This window comes from Shewanella chilikensis (assembly GCF_002836945.1).
Lineage (GTDB): Bacteria > Pseudomonadota > Gammaproteobacteria > Enterobacterales > Shewanellaceae > Shewanella > Shewanella chilikensis.
In genome coordinates, this window is record NZ_NIJM01000005.1 from 35,098 (window position 1) to 52,292 (window position 17,195).

Genomic DNA, 17,195 nt, shown 5'->3' on the forward strand with positions numbered 1-17,195 from the left:
CCAGTGAGGCTTGGGAGTGTCATGGACAAACCGGGTCCAGAACACAGAATTTCGTTAAAGCAGCACGTAATTTCGCCAAGCAGATAAAGCGCTTAAAAAAATCGTTGACGCTTGTCGGGTGAGGGGCTAAGATGCGCTCCGTTCTCGAGGCGAGCCGGTTGTAACCGCGCTTGGAGAAAATTTTCGGTGATTAGCGCAGCCTGGTAGCGCATCTGCTTTGGGAGCAGAGGGTCAGAGGTTCGAATCCTCTATCACCGACCAGATTTCAAGGGCAGTGTGGATAGCATTGTCAGTACCGCTTAGGATGCAAATTGAATTTGCAGGTCCTGCGCCCGTAGCTCAGTTGGATAGAGCATCCGCCTTCTAAGCGGATGGTCGCAGGTTCGAATCCTGCCGGGCGTACCACTTTCGGTGGTGATTGTAGCTCAGTTGGTAGAGCCCTGGATTGTGATTCCAGTTGTCGTGGGTTCGAGCCCCATCAGTCACCCCACTCTTTATTAAAAAAAGCGACCTTAGGTCGTTTTTTTTATGCCCTTTTCTGTGGCATTGAGGCTCGACTCCACTAAGAACGGTCGATATAATGCTGCGTCTTGATAACAATCAACAATGTGCGACCGGTGCCGGAATTCACTTCTGATGGGCATTTAAGTCAAGTTAAAGATCAAGAAACGAATACCTGAATAGTTGAAACAATCGGCTATTGCAAAGGACGTTAGACACATTTCGAGGTAAAACAATGCAAGTTTCTGTTGAAACAACCCAAGGCCTGGAGCGTCGCCTGACCATCTCTGTTCCTGCAGAGCAGATCGAACAACTGGTTAAAGACAGCCTGCAACGCGAAGCCAAGCGTGCCCGTATCCCAGGTTTCCGTCCAGGTAAAGTCCCAGCAAGCGTGATTGAAAAGCGTTATGGCAAAGCGATTCGCCAAGACATTACCGGTGAAGTAATGCAGCGCAACTTCATTGAGGCCATCATTGCCGAGAAGTTGAACCCTGCCGGTGCTCCTACCTTTACCCCAGGTGCCACTGACGCCGAAAAGTTTGAGTTCACTGCGACCTTTGAAATTTATCCAGAAGTTGAAATCAAAGGCCTGGACGGTATCGAAGTTGAGCAGCCTGTTGCCGAAGTACAACAAGCCGACGTTGATAACATGATCGAAACTCTGCGCAAGCAACACGCGACTTACGAAGCGGTTGAGCGCGCTGCCGAAGACGGCGACAAAGTGGTTATCAACTTTGTTGGTAGCGTTGACGGTGAAGAGTTTGAAGGTGGCAAGGCCGAAGACTTCGAACTGCAACTGGGCAGCGGTCGCATGATCCCTGGTTTTGAAGAAGGCGTTAAAGGCCACAAAGCCGGTGAAGAGTTCGACATTGACGTGACTTTCCCTGAGGAATACCACGCTGAAAACCTGAAAGGCAAAGCCGCCAAGTTCGCTATCACAGTGAAAGAAGTCAAGGGCGCCAACCTGCCTGAAGTTAACGACGAGTTCGCCAAGCTGTTCGGTATCACCGATGGCGGCATCGATGCTCTGAAAGCTGAGATCAGCAAGAACATGGGCCGCGAGCTGGAACAAGCTCTGAAAGCCAATGTGAAAGAACAAGTTCTTGAAGGCCTGCTGGCTGCCAACGAAATCGAACTGCCAAAAGCGCTGATCGACGGTGAAGTTGACGTACTGCGTCGCCAAGCCATGCAGCGTTTCGGTGGTCAAGGTGCCAACATGCCTGAGCTGCCAGCCGAGCTGTTCACCGAACAAGCCGAGCGCCGTGTTAAAGTCGGTCTGCTGCTGGGCGAAGTGATTAAGTCCAACGAGCTGAAAGCCGAAGAAGAGCGCGTACAGGCATTGATTGCTTCCATGGCTTCTGCTTACGAAGATCCAAAAGAAGTGATCGAATACTACAACGGTAACGAAGAGTTGATGCAGAACATGCGCAACCTGGCTCTGGAAGAGCAAGCTGTTGAAGCGGTTCTGAAATCAGCCAAAGTGACTAAGAAAGATGTCGCTTTTGAAGAATTTATGAACAAGGCTACCGGCCGCGCATAACCTAAGCTTGACTTGCTTGGTTGTTCGCCATTTATAATGGCTCGTATGAGGTCCCTCATGCGGGCCGTTTTTTATTTAGGGAAAGTTAATGATGCATAACGCGCCAGAATCAGTACTTAATGCACTCGTTCCTATGGTGGTTGAGCAAACCGCCAAGGGAGAACGCTCTTACGATATCTATTCACGTCTGTTGAAAGAGCGGGTGATCTTCCTGGTTGGTCAGGTTGAAGAGCACATGGCCAACTTGATCGTGGCACAGTTGCTGTTTTTGGAATCAGAAAACCCGGATAAAGAGATCTCTCTTTATATCAACTCACCAGGCGGCTCTGTCACTGCTGGTATGGCTATTTATGACACCATGCAGTTTATTAAGCCGGATGTCAGCACTGTATGTATCGGGCAAGCGGCCAGTATGGGCGCCTTCCTGTTGGCCGGTGGTGCCAAGGGTAAGCGTCACTGTTTGCCGAACTCGCGGGTGATGATCCATCAGCCTTTGGGTGGTTTCCAGGGCCAGGCATCGGATATCGCTATCCATGCCCAAGAGATCCTGGGGATTAAACAGAAGCTGAACCAGATGTTGGCCGAGCACACAGGTCAACCATTGGAAATCATCGAGCGGGATACCGACCGAGATAACTTTATGAGTGCTTCTCAGGCCATGGAATACGGTTTGGTGGATTCGGTTCTGACCAAACGTTAAGGCTGATTTTTGCTTATGGCTGGGCTATGCTCAGATTGAAGACGCTTAAGTGTATGGCAGTAGAGCAGACTGCAAAAGAGGTAGAGTAATGGGTGACAACAAAGGCAACGGTGATAGCGGCAAATTGCTGTATTGCTCTTTCTGCGGAAAAAGCCAGCATGAAGTTCGCAAACTGATCGCCGGGCCATCTGTGTATGTATGCGACGAATGTGTCGAGTTGTGTAACGACATCATTCGCGAAGAGATAAAAGAGATTTCGCCCAATCGGGATCAGGACAAGCTGCCGACTCCCCATGAACTGCGCGCTCATTTGGATGATTACGTTATCGGCCAGGAGCAGGCCAAGAAGGTGTTGTCTGTAGCGGTTTATAACCACTACAAACGCCTGAAAAACAGCGCCCCCAAAGATGGTGTGGAGCTTGGCAAGAGTAATATTCTGCTTATCGGCCCAACTGGTAGTGGTAAAACCTTGCTGGCAGAGACCCTGGCGCGGTTCCTGAATGTGCCTTTTACCATGGCGGATGCCACCACATTGACCGAAGCCGGCTATGTGGGGGAAGACGTTGAAAATATCATTCAGAAGCTGCTGCAGAAGTGCGACTATGATGTTGACAAGGCGCAGCGTGGTATTGTCTATATCGATGAGATTGACAAAATCAGCCGTAAGTCAGATAACCCTTCCATCACCCGGGACGTGTCCGGTGAAGGGGTGCAGCAGGCACTGCTGAAACTGATTGAAGGCACTGTTGCCGCTGTGCCTCCTCAGGGCGGTCGTAAACACCCACAACAGGAGTTCCTGCAGGTTGATACCTCCAAGATACTCTTTATTTGTGGTGGTGCCTTTGCCGGCCTTGAGAAGGTGATTGAGCAGCGCTCCCATGTGGGCAGCGGTATAGGTTTTGGCGCTCAGGTTAAAGGTCAGGCTGAAAAGGCCACCATCACAGATACTCTGCTGCAGGTTGAGCCGGAAGACCTGGTCAAGTATGGCCTTATTCCTGAGTTTATCGGGCGTTTACCTGTGGTTGCGACCTTGGGTGAACTGGATGAAGCGGCGCTGGTGCAGATCCTGTCCGAGCCCAAAAACGCCATCACCAAGCAGTTTGCCACTTTGTTCGAGATGGAGAATGTCGAACTCGAGTTTCGCGATGACGCCCTCAAGGCGATAGCACAAAAAGCCATGTCCCGTAAGACAGGTGCCCGCGGTCTGCGCTCCATCGTTGAGGCGATACTGCTGGATACCATGTATGACCTGCCGTCCATGGATAACGTGGTCAAGGTGGTTATTGATGAGTCTGTGGTGAAAGGTGAGTCAGCGCCTATTCTTATTTATGAGAATAATGACTCCCAGGCTGCTGCCGGTGACCAATAACTGAGCAATAAGCTATCAGGTTGAAAATTAAGGAGTCCACTGGGGCTCCTTTTTTTATCTTTACCATTGAAAGCCGGGAAAGCGTCCCAATATACTCAATGTAATCTTTAACTGAAACGGAATCGAACTATGACCCTAGAGCGTGAAGCGCGAATCGAATTGCCCGTGCTGCCACTGAGAGACGTGGTGGTCTATCCCCATATGGTAATTCCGTTATTCGTAGGACGTGAAAAGTCCATCCGTTGTTTGGAAACTGCCATGGCGCAGGATAAACAGATCATTCTTGTGGCGCAGCGGGATGCGGATCTGGACGAGCCTGGCATAGACGATATTTTCGACGTAGGTACAGTCGCTTCCATTTTGCAGCTGCTGAAGCTGCCCGATGGCACAGTCAAGGTATTGGTCGAAGGCGGCAAGCGCGCCCGCATAGAACGTTATACCCAGGAAGAAGAGTTCTTTGTTGCCACCGCACACTACCTGGAGTCTGAAGCGCTGGATGACAAGGAAGAAGAGGTGCTGGTTCGCAGCGCTATCAGTCAGTTTGAAGGCTATATCAAGCTGAACAAGAAAATTCCGCCCGAGGTACTCACCTCACTCTCTGGTATTGAAGAGGCCGACAGACTGGCCGATACCATGGCGGCGCATATGCCGCTTAAGCTGGCAGACAAGCAGTCTGTACTGGAGATGGTCAAGGTCGGTGAAAGACTCGAATATCTGATGGCCATGATGGAAGCGGAAATCGACCTGCTGCAGGTAGAAAAACGTATCCGTTCTCGGGTCAAGAAGCAGATGGAAAAGAGCCAGCGTGAGTATTATCTCAACGAACAGATGAAGGCTATCCAGAAGGAGCTTGGCGATCTTGATGAGGGCCATGATGAATTTGAAAGCCTTGGCCGTAAGATTGAAGAAGCCGGCATGCCGGAAGAAGCCAAAGAGAAGGCGTCTGCTGAACTCAACAAGCTGAGAATGATGTCTCCGATGTCGGCCGAAGCCACTGTGGTACGCAGCTATGTTGACTGGATGACCTCAGTGCCCTGGAAACAGCGCTCCAAGATTAAGCGTGACCTCTCCAAGGCCGAACAGGTGCTGGATACAGATCACTATGGCCTGGAGAAGGTTAAAGAGCGGATCCTTGAGTATCTGGCAGTACAGAGCCGGGTGAAACAGCTTAAGGGGCCTATCCTGTGTCTGGTTGGCCCGCCAGGGGTAGGTAAGACATCCCTGGGACAATCTATTGCCAAAGCGACCGGTCGTAAATATGTGCGGGTCGCATTGGGCGGCGTGCGTGATGAGGCGGAAATCCGCGGTCACCGCCGTACCTATATAGGTTCTATGCCGGGCAAGATTATCCAGAAGATGGCCAAAGTCGGGGTGAAAAACCCGCTGTTTTTGCTCGATGAAATCGACAAGATGAGCTCGGACATGCGCGGCGATCCGGCCTCGGCATTGCTGGAGGTGTTGGATCCCGAGCAGAACGCCACCTTTAACGATCACTACCTGGAAGTGGATTACGATCTGTCCGATGTGATGTTTGTGGCCACCTCCAACTCGATGAACATCCCGGGCCCCTTGTTGGATCGGATGGAAGTTATTCGTCTGAGCGGTTACACGGAAGATGAGAAACTCAATATTGCCAAGCAGCACTTGTTGCCGAAGCAGATTGAACGTAACGGCCTGAAGAAGACTGAAATCACTATCGATGACAGCGCTATTCTCGGGGTGATCCGCTACTACACCCGTGAAGCCGGGGTGCGGGCGCTGGAACGTGAGCTGTCAAAGATTTGCCGTAAAGTGGTCAAACAGATCATGCTGGAGAAAGATACCAAGCATGTGGATGTCAATCAGGACAACCTCAAGTCTTTCCTCGGGGTACAGCGCTTTGACTATGGTAAGGCCGAGTCCAAGAACCAGATTGGCCAGGTGACAGGTTTGGCCTGGACCGAAGTAGGCGGCGATTTACTGACTATAGAAGCCACATCTGTGGCCGGTAAGGGTAAGCTCACCTATACAGGCTCTTTGGGTGATGTGATGCAGGAGTCTATCCAGGCCGCTATGACTGTGGTTCGGGCGCGCGCCGAGCAGTTGGGGATCAACCCTGACTTCTACGAGAAGCGTGATATCCATGTGCACGTACCCGAAGGGGCAACCCCGAAAGATGGTCCATCTGCCGGTGCCGCCATGTGTACCGCGCTGGTTTCCAGCCTGACAGGTAACCCGGTCAAGGGTGAAGTCGCCATGACAGGTGAAATTACCCTGAGAGGCGAGGTGCTGCCAATCGGTGGCCTGAAAGAAAAACTGCTGGCGGCCCACCGCGGTGGCATTAAGCTGGTGTTGATACCCAAGGAAAACGAACGGGATCTGGAAGAAATTCCGGCTAACGTAGTGGCAGACTTGGAAATTCGTCCGGTTCGTTGGATAGACGAAGTGCTGCAATTGGCGCTTGAGCGACCAGTCGAAGGCTTTGAAGTGGTTAAAAATTTGGGCTAACGCAAGAAAATGTCCTATGCCACTAAAAAAAATGAAAAAAGGGGCTTAACAAAACCCAGACCTGTGGTAGCCTAGGTCTGTGGAGAGCCAGTTGTGCCAAGCCCTTGGGGCAACTGGCTTTGAGCTGTATCCAATTTAAATTCTTTGGTTTTCCAACTGAGCTTGAACTTTGGTATCAAGCTTGTTATAAAAGCCTCCGCAGACCGCTCTAGAGAAGGATTTGGTTGCGGCGCGAAAACTACATTCAAGGGGATGACATGAACAAATCTGAACTAATCGAGAAAATCGCTTCTGGTGCTGACATTTCTAAAGCCGCTGCCGGCCGCGCACTGGACTCTTTCATCGCAGCTGTGACTGATGGTCTGAAAGAAGGCGACAAAATTTCTCTTGTTGGTTTCGGTACTTTTGAAGTGCGTGAGCGCGCTGAGCGTACTGGTCGTAACCCACAGACCGGGAAAGAGATCAAAATCGCTGCAGCTAAGATCCCTGCATTCAAAGCAGGTAAAGCTCTTAAAGACGCTGTTAACTAATTAACATCGTAGCCTTTGTAGGCTTTCGTAAAGATTAAGCACTGCCAGGCAGTGCTTTTTACGGATTGGGAAGCGCCGGATTAGCCGACGTTTCGGAGTGTGAGGATAAGCTGAAGTAGCGTCTGCAGACTCCATTCATGTTACAGATAGGCGCATCCCACAAGAGATGCGCCTTTTTTTTACTATTAATCGCTAAGCGAGACGTCTGATGTTAGAGAAGATTCGCGAAGGGTCACAGGGCGTAATAGCCAAAGGTATTTTGGTACTGGTGATACTTTCCTTTGCATTTGCTGGTGTAAGCAGTTACCTGGGTTCCTCCTCAGTGGCTCCGGCCGCCACAGTCAATGGTGAAGAGATTTCCACAACCGAACTGGACCAGGCCTATCAAAGCGAGCGTGCCCGTCTGGAACAACAGTTGGGTGAGATGTTTGACGCCCTGGCGGCCAATGATGCTTATCTGGCCAGTATCAAGCAAGGCGTGCTTGAACGTCTGGTAGCGCAAAAGCTGCTGGATCAAGCCGCTGCTGAAATGGGCTTGAGAGTGTCCAATGCTCAAATCGCAGAAGCCATTAGACAAGAACCGGCTTTCCAGACTGAAGGCAAGTTTGACAACGATCGCTTCGAAGCGATTCTGCGCCAACTGGGCTATCAACAAGCCACTTTCCGTGAAAGCATGCGGGTGGACATGACTCGTCGACAGCTGATTAGCGCCTTGATTGGCAGTGAGTTTGTTCTCAATGGTGAAGCCGAATCTCTGGCAAAGCTGCAGGGACAAACCCGTGATATTCGCTATCTCTTGGTTGACGCTGAGCCTTTCCTGGGCCAAGCGACAGTGACCGAAGAGGAAGTCAAATCATTTTACGACACCAATCCGGCCCAATTTGAACGTCCGGAAATGATCAGTCTGGAATATGTTGAGCTTGATGCCAAAGATTTGGCCGATAGCATTGAGGTCAGCGATGAGCAAGCCAAGACTTACTATGATGAGCATCAGAATCAATATCAGACTGCCGAAAAGCGTCTGGCTGCCCATATTCTGATTGATGCCTCGACCGACAACGCCGAAGCCAAGGCCGAGGATATTCATAAGCAACTGGAAAACGGCGCTGATTTTGCTGCGCTGGCCAAGTCCGATTCCCAGGATACCTTGAGCGGTGAGAAGGGTGGTGAATTGGGTTGGTTTGAGCCTGGTGTGATGGATCCTGCTTTTGATGACGCTCTGTTTGCATTGAGTAAGGGTGATGTCTCCAAAGTGGTCAAGACACCATTTGGTTTCCATATCATCAAGTTATTGGATATCCAAAGCGGTCAGACTGCTCCTTTCGCCGAAGTGAAAGACAAGATAGTTGCCCAACTCAAGCAGGATGAAGCAGTCAACCAATTCTATGGTTTGCAGCAAAAACTGGCCGATACCAGCTATGAAATCCCTGATAACCTGCAGGAGGCGGCCAAGGCCGTTGGTGCAGAGATCAAGACTACCCGGTTGTTCGGCCGTGATAACGCGCCTGCGCCTTTCGATAAGCCGGAGCTGTCCAAGGCCGCCTTCTCCAGTGATGTACTGGGAGGTATGAACAGTGAGCTGCTTGAAGTAGAGCGCAACCATGTCGTGGTTATCCGCGTTAAGGAACATCAACAAGCCGGCACGCTGGAATTCGCCGAAGTGAAGCCTGCCATTGAAGCGCGTCTTAAGCAGCAAAAAGCCAATGAGATTGCTCGTGACAAGGCGCAGGAATACATGGTCAAGCTCAAAGAAGGCAGTGCTGATATCGCGCTGCAGAGCCGTGCTAACCTGGGACGTTTCACCCAGGACGTAGATTCGGCTTTGGTGAGCAAGGCATTCCAGATGGCCAAGGCCAAAGAGGGCTTGAGCGTTGATACTGTATCGCTGGCGACCGGTTATGCGGTAGTGGTATTGGATGCAATCCATGCCACTGAAAGCGTACCTGCCGATCAGGTTGCGGCCATTAAGCAAGGTCTTAATAGCCAGTACGGTGAGAATGACTATCGCGCTGTTATCGATATGCTGAAGGCCAAAGCTGAAATCGTTTACCCGGAAGGCGATGAGTAAATAGCTTCAGTGATTTAGCTTAGAAGCCGGTCCAAGTGACCGGCTTCTTTATGTCTGGGATTTATGTTCTGTGGTTAACCAGGGTGCCAGGACTTTGGCGAGCGGCAGGTTAGTCTGGTAAGCGCCAATCTATGGGCGCCTTGCCTTTGGTTATGAGGTAATCGTTGGCCCGATTGAAATGATTACAGCCAAAGAACCCTCTGTGAGCCGAGCGCGACGATGGCTGAGGGGCCTTTAAGATAAGATGTTTGCTGCCATCAATCCGCTGAGCCTTGAGCCCGGCAGGCTTCCCCCAAAGCAGAAATACCACGCTTTTTGTGTATTTATCGACCGCCTCTATCACTCTATCGGTGAATAGTTCCCAGCCGATATGGGCATGGGAGTGTGGCTGATAACGCTCGACACTGAGCACAGTATTGAGCAGCAGCACGCCTTACTGGCCCAGCTGCAAAGATTGCCATGGCTTGGATAGCGAAATCCCGGGACTGTATTGGCCAGCTCCTTAAACATGTTCTGCAATGAAGGCGGTGGCATCACCCCTTTGGGCACTGAGAAGCACAGGCCGTGGGCCTGATCTGGATCATGATAGGGATCTCGTCCCAGGAGCACTACTTTGACTTCTGATAGTGGTGTATAACGCAGGGCGTTGAAGGTATTGTTTTTGGGAGGGTAGATGATTTTTACCCGGGCACGCTCGGCGTTGATATAAGCCAGCGTCTTTTGAAAATAGGCTTGTTGTTTTTCAGGGCCCAGCACTTTGGCCCAACTGATATCCGTATGCATAACAAAAAACAGCGCCTTGCGGCGCTGCTCATTGATTATTCGTCAACACCCAGCATTACGCTGCTGGCTTTGATCAGTGCGTATGCACTGTCACCGACTTTAAGCCCTAAACGCTCACAGGAGGCTTTGGTGACTACGGAAGTTAATTCGACACCCGGAGCCAGTTCAATGGTGACTTCGTTGTTTACAGAGCCTTCTTCGATGGCTTTGATGGTACCGCCAAGACAGTTGCGTGCACTGATTTTCATGGTTTTCTCCTGGAAGAATAATTAGCAAGGTAAAGAGTATAAACTCAATCGTCCTCAAGATGGATGCCTGAGCGACAAATTTGGGCTCCAAGCGCTGATTCTGCAACCATAGGTAAAATGCCCACGGTCGATTCATTGCCTGAAAGCTTATAATTTAACCTTTACTTGTGGTGGTAAAAGAAAACGCCGCTTGATAGCGGCGTTTTTCGGTCAGCGTTATTGTTTCAATTTAGAGTTCAATCACGTCAAACTCAACGGCTGGATTAACGTCGGCATCATAGTCTATGCCTTCGATACCAAAGCCAAACAACTTAAGGAATTCGGCCTTGTACTCACGGTAATCAGTCAGCTCACTGAGGTTTTCTGTGGTGATTTGTGGCCAGAGATCGCGACAATGCTGCTGGATGTCTTCTCTCAGCTCCCAATCGTCCAGGCGCAGGCGGTTGGCATCGTCTACTTCTGGCTTGCTGCCATCGGCCTTGTATAGGCGCTCGCTGAACATACGGTAAATCTGTTCCATACAGCCTTCATGCAGGCCTTCTTCGCGCATCTTCTTGAAGACCATGGCGATATACAGTGGCATTACCGGAATAGCCGAACTGGCCTGAGTGATCACACTCTTGAGCACGGCGACATTGGCACTGCCACCCTTGGCGGCCAGTCTTTGGTTCAGTTCGCCGGCGGCGCGGTCGAGATCCATCTTGGCTTTACCCAGAGCACCATGCCAGTAGATAGGCCAGGTCAGCTCTGTACCTATATAGCTGTAAGCTACTGTCTTGCAGCCATCGGCCAGCACACCGGCTTTGTCGAGGGCATCTACCCACAGTTCCCAATCCTGACCACCCATCACAGTCACAGTGTCGTTGATTTCCTGCTCTGTGGCCGGTTCAACCGAGGCTTCAATGATGGTGTCTTTGTTGGTGTCCACCGCGGTAGAGCGATATGACTCGCCGATAGGCTTGAGGGCTGAGCGGATCACTTCGCCGCTGTCAGGCAATTTACGCACAGGCGAGGCCAGTGAATAAACTATCATGTCTATCTGGCCCAGATCGGCCTTGATCAGCTCAATCACCTTGGCTTTGGCTTCATGGCTGAAGGCATCACAGTTGATGCTCTTGGAATACAGGCCTTCTGCCTTGGCAAACTTGTCAAACGCCGCCGAGTTGTACCAACCGGCTGTGCCTGGTTTGGTTTCAGTGCCGGGCTTTTCAAAAAAGACCCCTATAGTGGCAGCGTCGGAACCAAAGGCGGCGGCAATACGGGAGGAGAGACCATAACCACTGGAAGAACCTACCACCAGTACTTTCTTGGGGCCATTGGCTATCTTGCCTTTGGCCTTGGTGGTGTTGATCTGCTCCAGCACGTTGGCTTCACAGCCCAGAGGATGAGTAGTGGTACAAATGAAACCACGAATTTTAGGTTTAATAATCATGTCTTAGCTTCTTCTTCCGAAAACTGTCATTAGGATAAGTATTTCAACTTGAATTGGTACTGATTTTTTCAAAAAGCCTGCCGACGGGGCAGTGGTTGGAGCAGTTTGAACCCTTATCAACGCTTGCGGGTCAATTGTGCCTGCTCTTGCAGCAATCTTTGGGTGTATTCATGTTGCGGGTCATTGAACAGGGTCTCAGTGGCGGCTTTTTCCACCATCACCCCCTTGTGCAACACCATGATCTTGTCGCTTACATGGCGAATAACATTGAGGTTGTGGGACACAAATATATAGGAAAGTCCCATCTCTTTTTGTAGCTTGAGCAGCAGGTTGAGGATCTGCGCCCGCACCGAGAGATCCAGGGCCGTCAGGGCTTCATCGGCGATAATGATCCTCGGGTTGAGCATTAAGGCTCGAGCCACCGCCACCCGCTGTTTCTGACCTTCGGAAATCATGTGGGGGTAAAACTCCACATGTTCCGGCAGCAAGCCGACTTTGCGCAGGGTCTCAATCACTTGTTCGCTGCGGGCATGGGCCGACAACCGGGTATTAAATCTCAGCGGCTCATTGAGCAACTCCCCTATGGTCAGCCTGGGGTTGAGTGAGGTGTTGGGATCCTGGAATATCATCCTGATAAGTCTGCAGCGCTGTTTCAGATCATGGCTGTCGAGCGGCTCGCCATTGAACAGAATTTGTCCGCCGCTGCGATACTCGGCGCCGACTAAAATGCGGGCCAAAGTACTTTTGCCGGAGCCGGCTTCACCGGCGATGGCCAGGGTTTCGCCACTGTTGAGTTCGAACGAAATGGGCGCCAAAGCTTCAGTATATTGGCGGCGAAAGCCCTTGTAGCCGCTGAAGTAGCGTTTGCTCAGGTCCGTGACTTTAAGCAAGGGAGTCGTCATCAATAGGCTCACTCTGATAAGGGAAATGGCAGGCGTAATATCTGTCTTTGTGATGGCTCAGTTGCGGTTGCACCACGCATTGTTTGCGGGCTTCTGGGCAGCGAGGCCCCAGGCGACAGCCTATCGGCAGATGTTGCAGCGCTGGCACTGAGCCCGGCAGGGTCGGCATCAGTGTTTTGTGGGCTGCAGGACCGGAGTAGTCCGGCATATTATCCAGCATCGCCTTGGTATAGGGATGATAAGGCTGTTCAAGTAGCTCTGCGGTAGGGCCGGATTCCATCACCTGCCCGCTGTAGAGCACTGTTAGCCGATTACACCAGTTCGACAGTGTGTCCAGCTCGTGGCTGATCAGCAAGATGGCGACGTTCTGCAACTGATTGAGCTGGGTCAACAGACGAAAAATCTGCGCCTGGGTACTGGGTTCCATCGAAGCCGTGGGTTCATCGGCTATCAGCAACTTGGGGCGATTGGCGAGCGCCATGGCGATCATCACTTTCTGGCATTCACCTTCGGAGAGTTCCCAGGCGTAGCTGGCCAGCACCCGCCGCGGCTCTTTGACCCCCACTTTGTGCAGCCATTTCTGGGCAGTGAGGCGCCGCTCTTTACTGCGGCGAAAGAAAGGTGTCTGCCTATTCAACGGCATGGCTTCAATCAATTGGCTGCCCACGGTCAGCGCCGGGTCGAAACTGCCGGAAGGGTCCTGAAATATCATTGACATATCAGAGCCCATCAGACTACGGCGTTCTGCATGGGTCATTTCCATCAGGTTGCGGCCATCCCACATCATGCGATCGGCGGTGACAGTCCAGTTGGGGCCGGGAATACCGAGAATGGCCCGCGCCATGAGAGAGCGGCCCGAGCCGGATTCACCGACCAGACCATGGATTTCTCCGGCATTGACCGTCAGGCTGACTTTTTCCAATGCCTTGACCCGCCCTTGTGGCGTGTCCAGTTCTATGGTGAGATTTCGTATATCGAGTAATGGCATAATCAGTTTCTGATGGGCGCAAGCGCCGATCTCAGTCCATCGCCGACCAGGTTGACGGCCAATACACTCAGCAGGATAGCGGCTCCCGGAATGGTCACAGTCCAGGGAGCGGTCAGCAGGTTATCCAGCCCCTGGAACACCATGGCGCCCCATTCGGATTTGGGCGCCTGGGCGCCGAGGTTGAGAAAACCCAGCGCGGCGATATCCAAAATGGCCGCTGATATTGCCAGCGTGGTTTGAATAATCACAGTCTCCCAGACATTGGGCATAATCACAAACCAGAATATCTGCAGACCATTGGCACCATCCAACTTGGCGGCGGTGACATACTCTTTTTGCAACTCTTCATGCACGGCTTGATGTATGGCGCGCACAAACTGAGGGGTGAGCGCAATCCCCACCGCCCAGAATACGTTCATCAGCCCTGGGCCCATTACCGCCACCACCAAAATGGCCATCAAGAGTGATGGAATCGACAGCAAGGCATCGAGCAGGTGCCCAAGGATACTGGACTTGAGGCCGCGCATCATCCCCGAGAATGAACCTATGATAAATCCGACCAGGAGCGCGGTGGCAACAATCGCCAGCGCCATGCCGAAGGTGTAGCTGGTGCCGTGCAGTAGGCGGGAAAAGATATCCCTGCCGAGATCGTCTGTACCGAGAAAGTGCTCAACCGTGCCGAGATCGTCCCAGGATGGTGGCAGTAACAGGGCGTTGGGATCTTGAAAATCGGCCGGGTAAGGGGCCATCATGGGCCCGAACATTGTCAGGATCAGCAGGCAGAGCACTCCCCAAAGCCCGGCAAGCGCAAAAGGGTTGGCGGCAAAGGTACGCCAGAGCTTGAGGCTGGGGGACGGAATATCGTCTTCCTGATAAATCTTAATTTGAGGCATAGAGTTCCTTCCTGCTGAGCGGATTGGTGGCCGTATGCAGCACTTCAATCAGAATACTCAGAAAGATAATCAGCAGCGCTACCGCCAGTGTACCGCCCTGGATCACAGTGTAATCCCGCTGATAGATACCAGATACCAGCCAGGAGCCTACTCCAGGCCAACTGAAGATTACCTCCACCACTATGGCATAACTGGCAAATGGCCCCAGCATAAGTCCCAGATGCTTGAGCAAGGGGATCAAGGCATTGGGCAGGGCGTGGCGCAAAACGATTTTGCTGGTTGGCAGACCTCTTGCCTCGGCGGCGCGGATATAGGTCTGGTTCATCACATTCATCATCGCCGAGCGGGTAATACGTACCACCACGGTAAAGGGCAACACAGACAAGGTCAGCGCTGGCAAGATTATATGCAAGGCGGCATCCTTAAAGGCGGATAAGCGGTATTGCGAGTCGGAAAGCAGGGTGTCTATCAGCATAAAGCCGGTCACAGGCTTGATTTCATAGAGCAGGTTTATCTGGCCGGAAATTGGCAGCCAACCCAGCCTGACACCGAACCAGAGTGACAGGGACAGCCCGAGCCAGAATACCGGAATTGAGTAACCTGTCAGTGTTACCGCCATGATGGCGTTTTGGGTTAGTTTCTGTTTACTCAATGAGGCCAGCACCCCCAGTGGCACCCCGAAGATGATGGCAAATAAACCGGATACAGTCGCCAGTTCGAAAGAGGCCGGCAATACCGCCAACAGCTCTTCTGCCACTGGCCTTTGAGAGGTCACCGAAATACCGAGATCGCCACTGAGTCTCTGGGTTAAATAACCCATAAACTGGGCAAAAGAGCCGCCATCGAGATGATAATCGGCAATGATTTGCGCCTCCTGGGCATCAGTCGGTGCCTGGATCCCGGTCAGGGCGTAGATGCGGTCAACCGGAAACAAACTGGTGGCATAGAAGAGTACACCAATCAGCAGCATAGAGGTGGCGACAAAGAGGTTGAGTCTGCGCAATAGGTAAGCAGCCATCATTCTTGATCCTTTGCGGGCGGCATTGGGGCATCAGCAGTCGCTTTATTGCCGTGGCCTATGTTGGCAAAGGCGATACCGCCAAAAGGCGTTAGGCTGGTTTCGGTCACGCTGGCATTTTTTAGCGCCATACGTTTGGCATGTGCCAGACTCACTAGCGGCATATCCTGTGCCAGAATCGCCTCGGCCTGGCGGTACAGCAAACTGCGACTTTCTCTGTCGGTCACGCGTCTGGCCTGGTTGAGCAGGCCGTCAAATTTGGGGTTACACCAGCGGGAACGGTTGTTGTTGGAGGCGATGGAGCCACAACTGAGCAAGGGGGTAAAGAAGTTATCCGGATCGCTGTTGTCGGCGTTCCAGCCGATGAGTACTGAGTCATAGTCACTACGCGCCAGTTTTTGGGTGAACACACTCCAATCGTAGTTGACGATATTGACCTTGACACCTATGGTCGCCAAATCAGCCTGGATCAGCTCGGCGGTCTTTAGCGCATTGGGGTTGTATATTCGTGCCACAGGCATAGCCCAGATATCCAGCTCCAGTTTATCTATGCCGGCTTCATCCAGCAGCGCCCTGGCTTTGTCCGGGGCATATTCATAACTCTTGGCCGAGTCGGAATAGGCCCAGGAGGAGGGCGGCAGAATACCGGTTGCCTCGACGGCAGTGTCCTGATAAACGGCTTTGAGCAGGTTTTGCTTGTCGATGGCGTAGGCCAGCGCCCGTCTGACCCTGACATCATTGAACGGCGGTTTTTGGGTATTGAAGGCCCAATAGGCCACGTTCATCCCGGGGCGGCTCTCCAAAACCAGGTTGTCGTGCTGCTCAATAACCGGCAACTCACCGGCCTTGGGCAAGGCCGAGACGCTGCAATCGCCGGTGATCAGCTTGGCCAGGCGGGTAGTGCTTCGTGGCGTGATATCGAACACCAGCATTTCAGACTGCGGCATATTGCCCCAGTAACCTGGGTGGCGCCGGTAGCGGATATATTCATTCTTAACGTATTGCACCAGCATAAAGGGGCCTGTCCCTACCGGCTGGTTATCCAACTGTTGTGGGCTGCCTTGGGCGAGAAGCTGATCGGCATACTCTTTGGAAAGGATTACCGCAAAGTCGGTGGCCAGATTGGACAGGAATGAAGCATCGGGTTGGTTGAGTTCAAATCTGACTCGGTATTCGCTCAGTTTGCTGATGGATTTTATCAGCCCGGCAAAGCCTATGCTTTGGAAGAAGGGGTAACCGCCCTGAGCTACCTCATGGAAAGGGTGCTGTTTGTCTATGATGCGATTGAAACTGAACAGCACATCATCTGCATTGAAATGCCGGCTGGGGTGAAAGTATGGCTGTTCGTGAAATAGGGTACGCTGGCGCAACTCAAACTCATAACTGAGGCCGTCTTCGCTTATTTGCCACTCGGTTGCCAGTGCCGGGATGATATCGCCGCTCTCGGGATCATAATCCACCAGGCGGCTATAAATTTGGTGCGAGGTGGCATCGATTGTGGTTCCCGAGGTCACCAGCTGCGGGTTGAACGACTCGGGATTGCCCTCGGAGCAGTAAACCAGGCCGGAAGGCACTTTCTGTTGACCACAGCCGCCAAGCAGCATTGTCAGAGCCAGGCCGGTCAGTATGCACCCGGTCAGTTTCAGGCGCCGACATGAGCGGAATAAACGCCCAGTGGCAAGGCGTCCGTAGAGCTTGCTCCTGGAGACTTGCGCCATTGCATCAGAGCCTCGCCC

Annotated in this window: 13 protein-coding genes, 3 tRNA genes and 1 pseudogene; 9 read left to right on the top strand and 8 right to left on the bottom strand. The window is 52.1% G+C overall.

Annotated features, from left to right (window positions below; all coding sequences use genetic code 11):
• The first annotated feature begins 184 nt into the window (after positions 1-184).
• The 9 genes from CX651_RS02820 to CX651_RS02860 all read left to right on the top strand — a co-directional run bounded on the left by CX651_RS02820 (position 185) and on the right by CX651_RS02860 (position 9,195).
• A tRNA-Pro gene (locus CX651_RS02820) sits at positions 185-261 on the top strand.
• A 67-nt stretch (positions 262-328) separates the two neighbouring features.
• A tRNA-Arg gene (locus CX651_RS02825) sits at positions 329-405 on the top strand.
• Between the two features lie 9 nt (positions 406-414).
• Positions 415-490: transfer RNA gene (locus tag CX651_RS02830), tRNA-His, on the top strand.
• A 246-nt stretch (positions 491-736) separates the two neighbouring features.
• Entirely contained in the window at positions 737-2,041 is a 1,305-nt protein-coding gene (gene tig / locus CX651_RS02835) for a trigger factor (protein ID WP_101053358.1), read from the top strand.
• A 91-nt stretch (positions 2,042-2,132) separates the two neighbouring features.
• The gene (clpP, locus tag CX651_RS02840; protein ID WP_039033912.1) at positions 2,133-2,741 is read left to right on the top strand and encodes an ATP-dependent Clp endopeptidase proteolytic subunit ClpP; all 609 of its coding nucleotides are present in this window, start codon (positions 2,133-2,135) and stop codon (positions 2,739-2,741) included.
• Positions 2,742-2,829: 88 nt separating this feature from the next.
• Entirely contained in the window at positions 2,830-4,110 is a 1,281-nt protein-coding gene (gene clpX, locus CX651_RS02845; protein WP_039033888.1) for an ATP-dependent protease ATP-binding subunit ClpX, read from the top strand.
• A 129-nt stretch (positions 4,111-4,239) separates the two neighbouring features.
• Entirely contained in the window at positions 4,240-6,597 is a 2,358-nt protein-coding gene (gene lon, locus CX651_RS02850) for an endopeptidase La (protein ID WP_101053360.1), read from the top strand.
• A 257-nt stretch (positions 6,598-6,854) separates the two neighbouring features.
• A complete protein-coding gene (gene hupB, locus CX651_RS02855; RefSeq protein ID WP_025010704.1) occupies positions 6,855-7,127 on the top strand; it encodes a nucleoid-associated protein HU-beta in 273 nt (90 codons plus the stop codon).
• A 208-nt stretch (positions 7,128-7,335) separates the two neighbouring features.
• Positions 7,336-9,195, top strand: coding sequence for a SurA N-terminal domain-containing protein (locus CX651_RS02860; RefSeq protein WP_101053362.1), 1,860 nt, complete (start codon positions 7,336-7,338; stop codon positions 9,193-9,195).
• 109 nt (positions 9,196-9,304) lie between these two features.
• On the opposite strand, the pseudogene ung reads toward CX651_RS02860, so the two are convergent.
• The 8 genes and pseudogenes from ung to CX651_RS02900 all read right to left on the bottom strand — a co-directional run bounded on the left by ung (position 9,305) and on the right by CX651_RS02900 (position 17,063).
• Positions 9,305-9,978, bottom strand: a pseudogene (gene ung, locus CX651_RS02865) (uracil-DNA glycosylase).
• A gap of 35 nt (positions 9,979-10,013) precedes the next feature.
• A complete protein-coding gene (locus CX651_RS02870) occupies positions 10,014-10,226 on the bottom strand; it encodes a TOBE domain-containing protein (protein ID WP_025010701.1) in 213 nt (70 codons plus the stop codon).
• 229 nt (positions 10,227-10,455) lie between these two features.
• Positions 10,456-11,658 carry an enoyl-ACP reductase FabV gene (gene fabV, locus CX651_RS02875; protein WP_101053364.1) on the bottom strand — a complete coding sequence of 401 codons (1,203 nt, stop codon included), beginning with the start codon at positions 11,656-11,658 and terminating at the stop codon, positions 10,456-10,458.
• 116 nt (positions 11,659-11,774) lie between these two features.
• Positions 11,775-12,560, bottom strand: coding sequence for a peptide ABC transporter ATP-binding protein (locus CX651_RS02880; protein WP_101053366.1), 786 nt, complete (start codon positions 12,558-12,560; stop codon positions 11,775-11,777).
• Positions 12,541-13,548, bottom strand: coding sequence for a peptide ABC transporter ATP-binding protein (locus CX651_RS02885; RefSeq protein WP_101053368.1), 1,008 nt, complete (start codon positions 13,546-13,548; stop codon positions 12,541-12,543). Before CX651_RS02885 ends, CX651_RS02880 begins: the two co-directional genes overlap by 20 nt.
• A gap of 2 nt (positions 13,549-13,550) precedes the next feature.
• Positions 13,551-14,441: an ABC transporter permease subunit gene (locus CX651_RS02890; RefSeq protein ID WP_039033894.1), complete on the bottom strand. Its 891-nt coding sequence runs from the start codon at positions 14,439-14,441 to the stop codon at positions 13,551-13,553.
• The gene (locus tag CX651_RS02895; RefSeq protein ID WP_101053464.1) at positions 14,428-15,459 is read right to left on the bottom strand and encodes an ABC transporter permease; all 1,032 of its coding nucleotides are present in this window, start codon (positions 15,457-15,459) and stop codon (positions 14,428-14,430) included. Before CX651_RS02895 ends, CX651_RS02890 begins: the two co-directional genes overlap by 14 nt.
• Entirely contained in the window at positions 15,459-17,063 is a 1,605-nt protein-coding gene (locus tag CX651_RS02900; RefSeq protein WP_226564195.1) for an ABC transporter substrate-binding protein, read from the bottom strand. Before CX651_RS02900 ends, CX651_RS02895 begins: the two co-directional genes overlap by 1 nt.
• Positions 17,064-17,195 lie beyond the last annotated feature (132 nt).

Excerpts from the sequence above, each read along its gene's own strand:
- tig (WP_101053358.1), top strand. The coding sequence starts at position 737 with ATGCAAGTTTCTGTTGAAACAACCCAAGGCCTGGAGCGTCGCCTGACC.
- clpP (WP_039033912.1), top strand. The coding sequence starts at position 2,133 with ATGCATAACGCGCCAGAATCAGTACTTAATGCACTCGTTCCTATGGTG.
- clpX (WP_039033888.1), top strand. The coding sequence starts at position 2,830 with ATGGGTGACAACAAAGGCAACGGTGATAGCGGCAAATTGCTGTATTGC.
- lon (WP_101053360.1), top strand. The coding sequence starts at position 4,240 with ATGACCCTAGAGCGTGAAGCGCGAATCGAATTGCCCGTGCTGCCACTG.
- hupB (WP_025010704.1), top strand. The coding sequence starts at position 6,855 with ATGAACAAATCTGAACTAATCGAGAAAATCGCTTCTGGTGCTGACATT.
- CX651_RS02860 (WP_101053362.1), top strand. The coding sequence starts at position 7,336 with ATGTTAGAGAAGATTCGCGAAGGGTCACAGGGCGTAATAGCCAAAGGT.
- CX651_RS02870 (WP_025010701.1), bottom strand. The coding sequence starts at position 10,226 with ATGAAAATCAGTGCACGCAACTGTCTTGGCGGTACCATCAAAGCCATC.
- fabV (WP_101053364.1), bottom strand. The coding sequence starts at position 11,658 with ATGATTATTAAACCTAAAATTCGTGGTTTCATTTGTACCACTACTCAT.
- CX651_RS02880 (WP_101053366.1), bottom strand. The coding sequence starts at position 12,560 with ATGACGACTCCCTTGCTTAAAGTCACGGACCTGAGCAAACGCTACTTC.
- CX651_RS02885 (WP_101053368.1), bottom strand. The coding sequence starts at position 13,548 with ATGCCATTACTCGATATACGAAATCTCACCATAGAACTGGACACGCCA.
- CX651_RS02890 (WP_039033894.1), bottom strand. The coding sequence starts at position 14,441 with ATGCCTCAAATTAAGATTTATCAGGAAGACGATATTCCGTCCCCCAGC.
- CX651_RS02895 (WP_101053464.1), bottom strand. The coding sequence starts at position 15,459 with ATGGCTGCTTACCTATTGCGCAGACTCAACCTCTTTGTCGCCACCTCT.
- CX651_RS02900 (WP_226564195.1), bottom strand. The coding sequence starts at position 17,063 with ATGCTGCTTGGCGGCTGTGGTCAACAGAAAGTGCCTTCCGGCCTGGTT.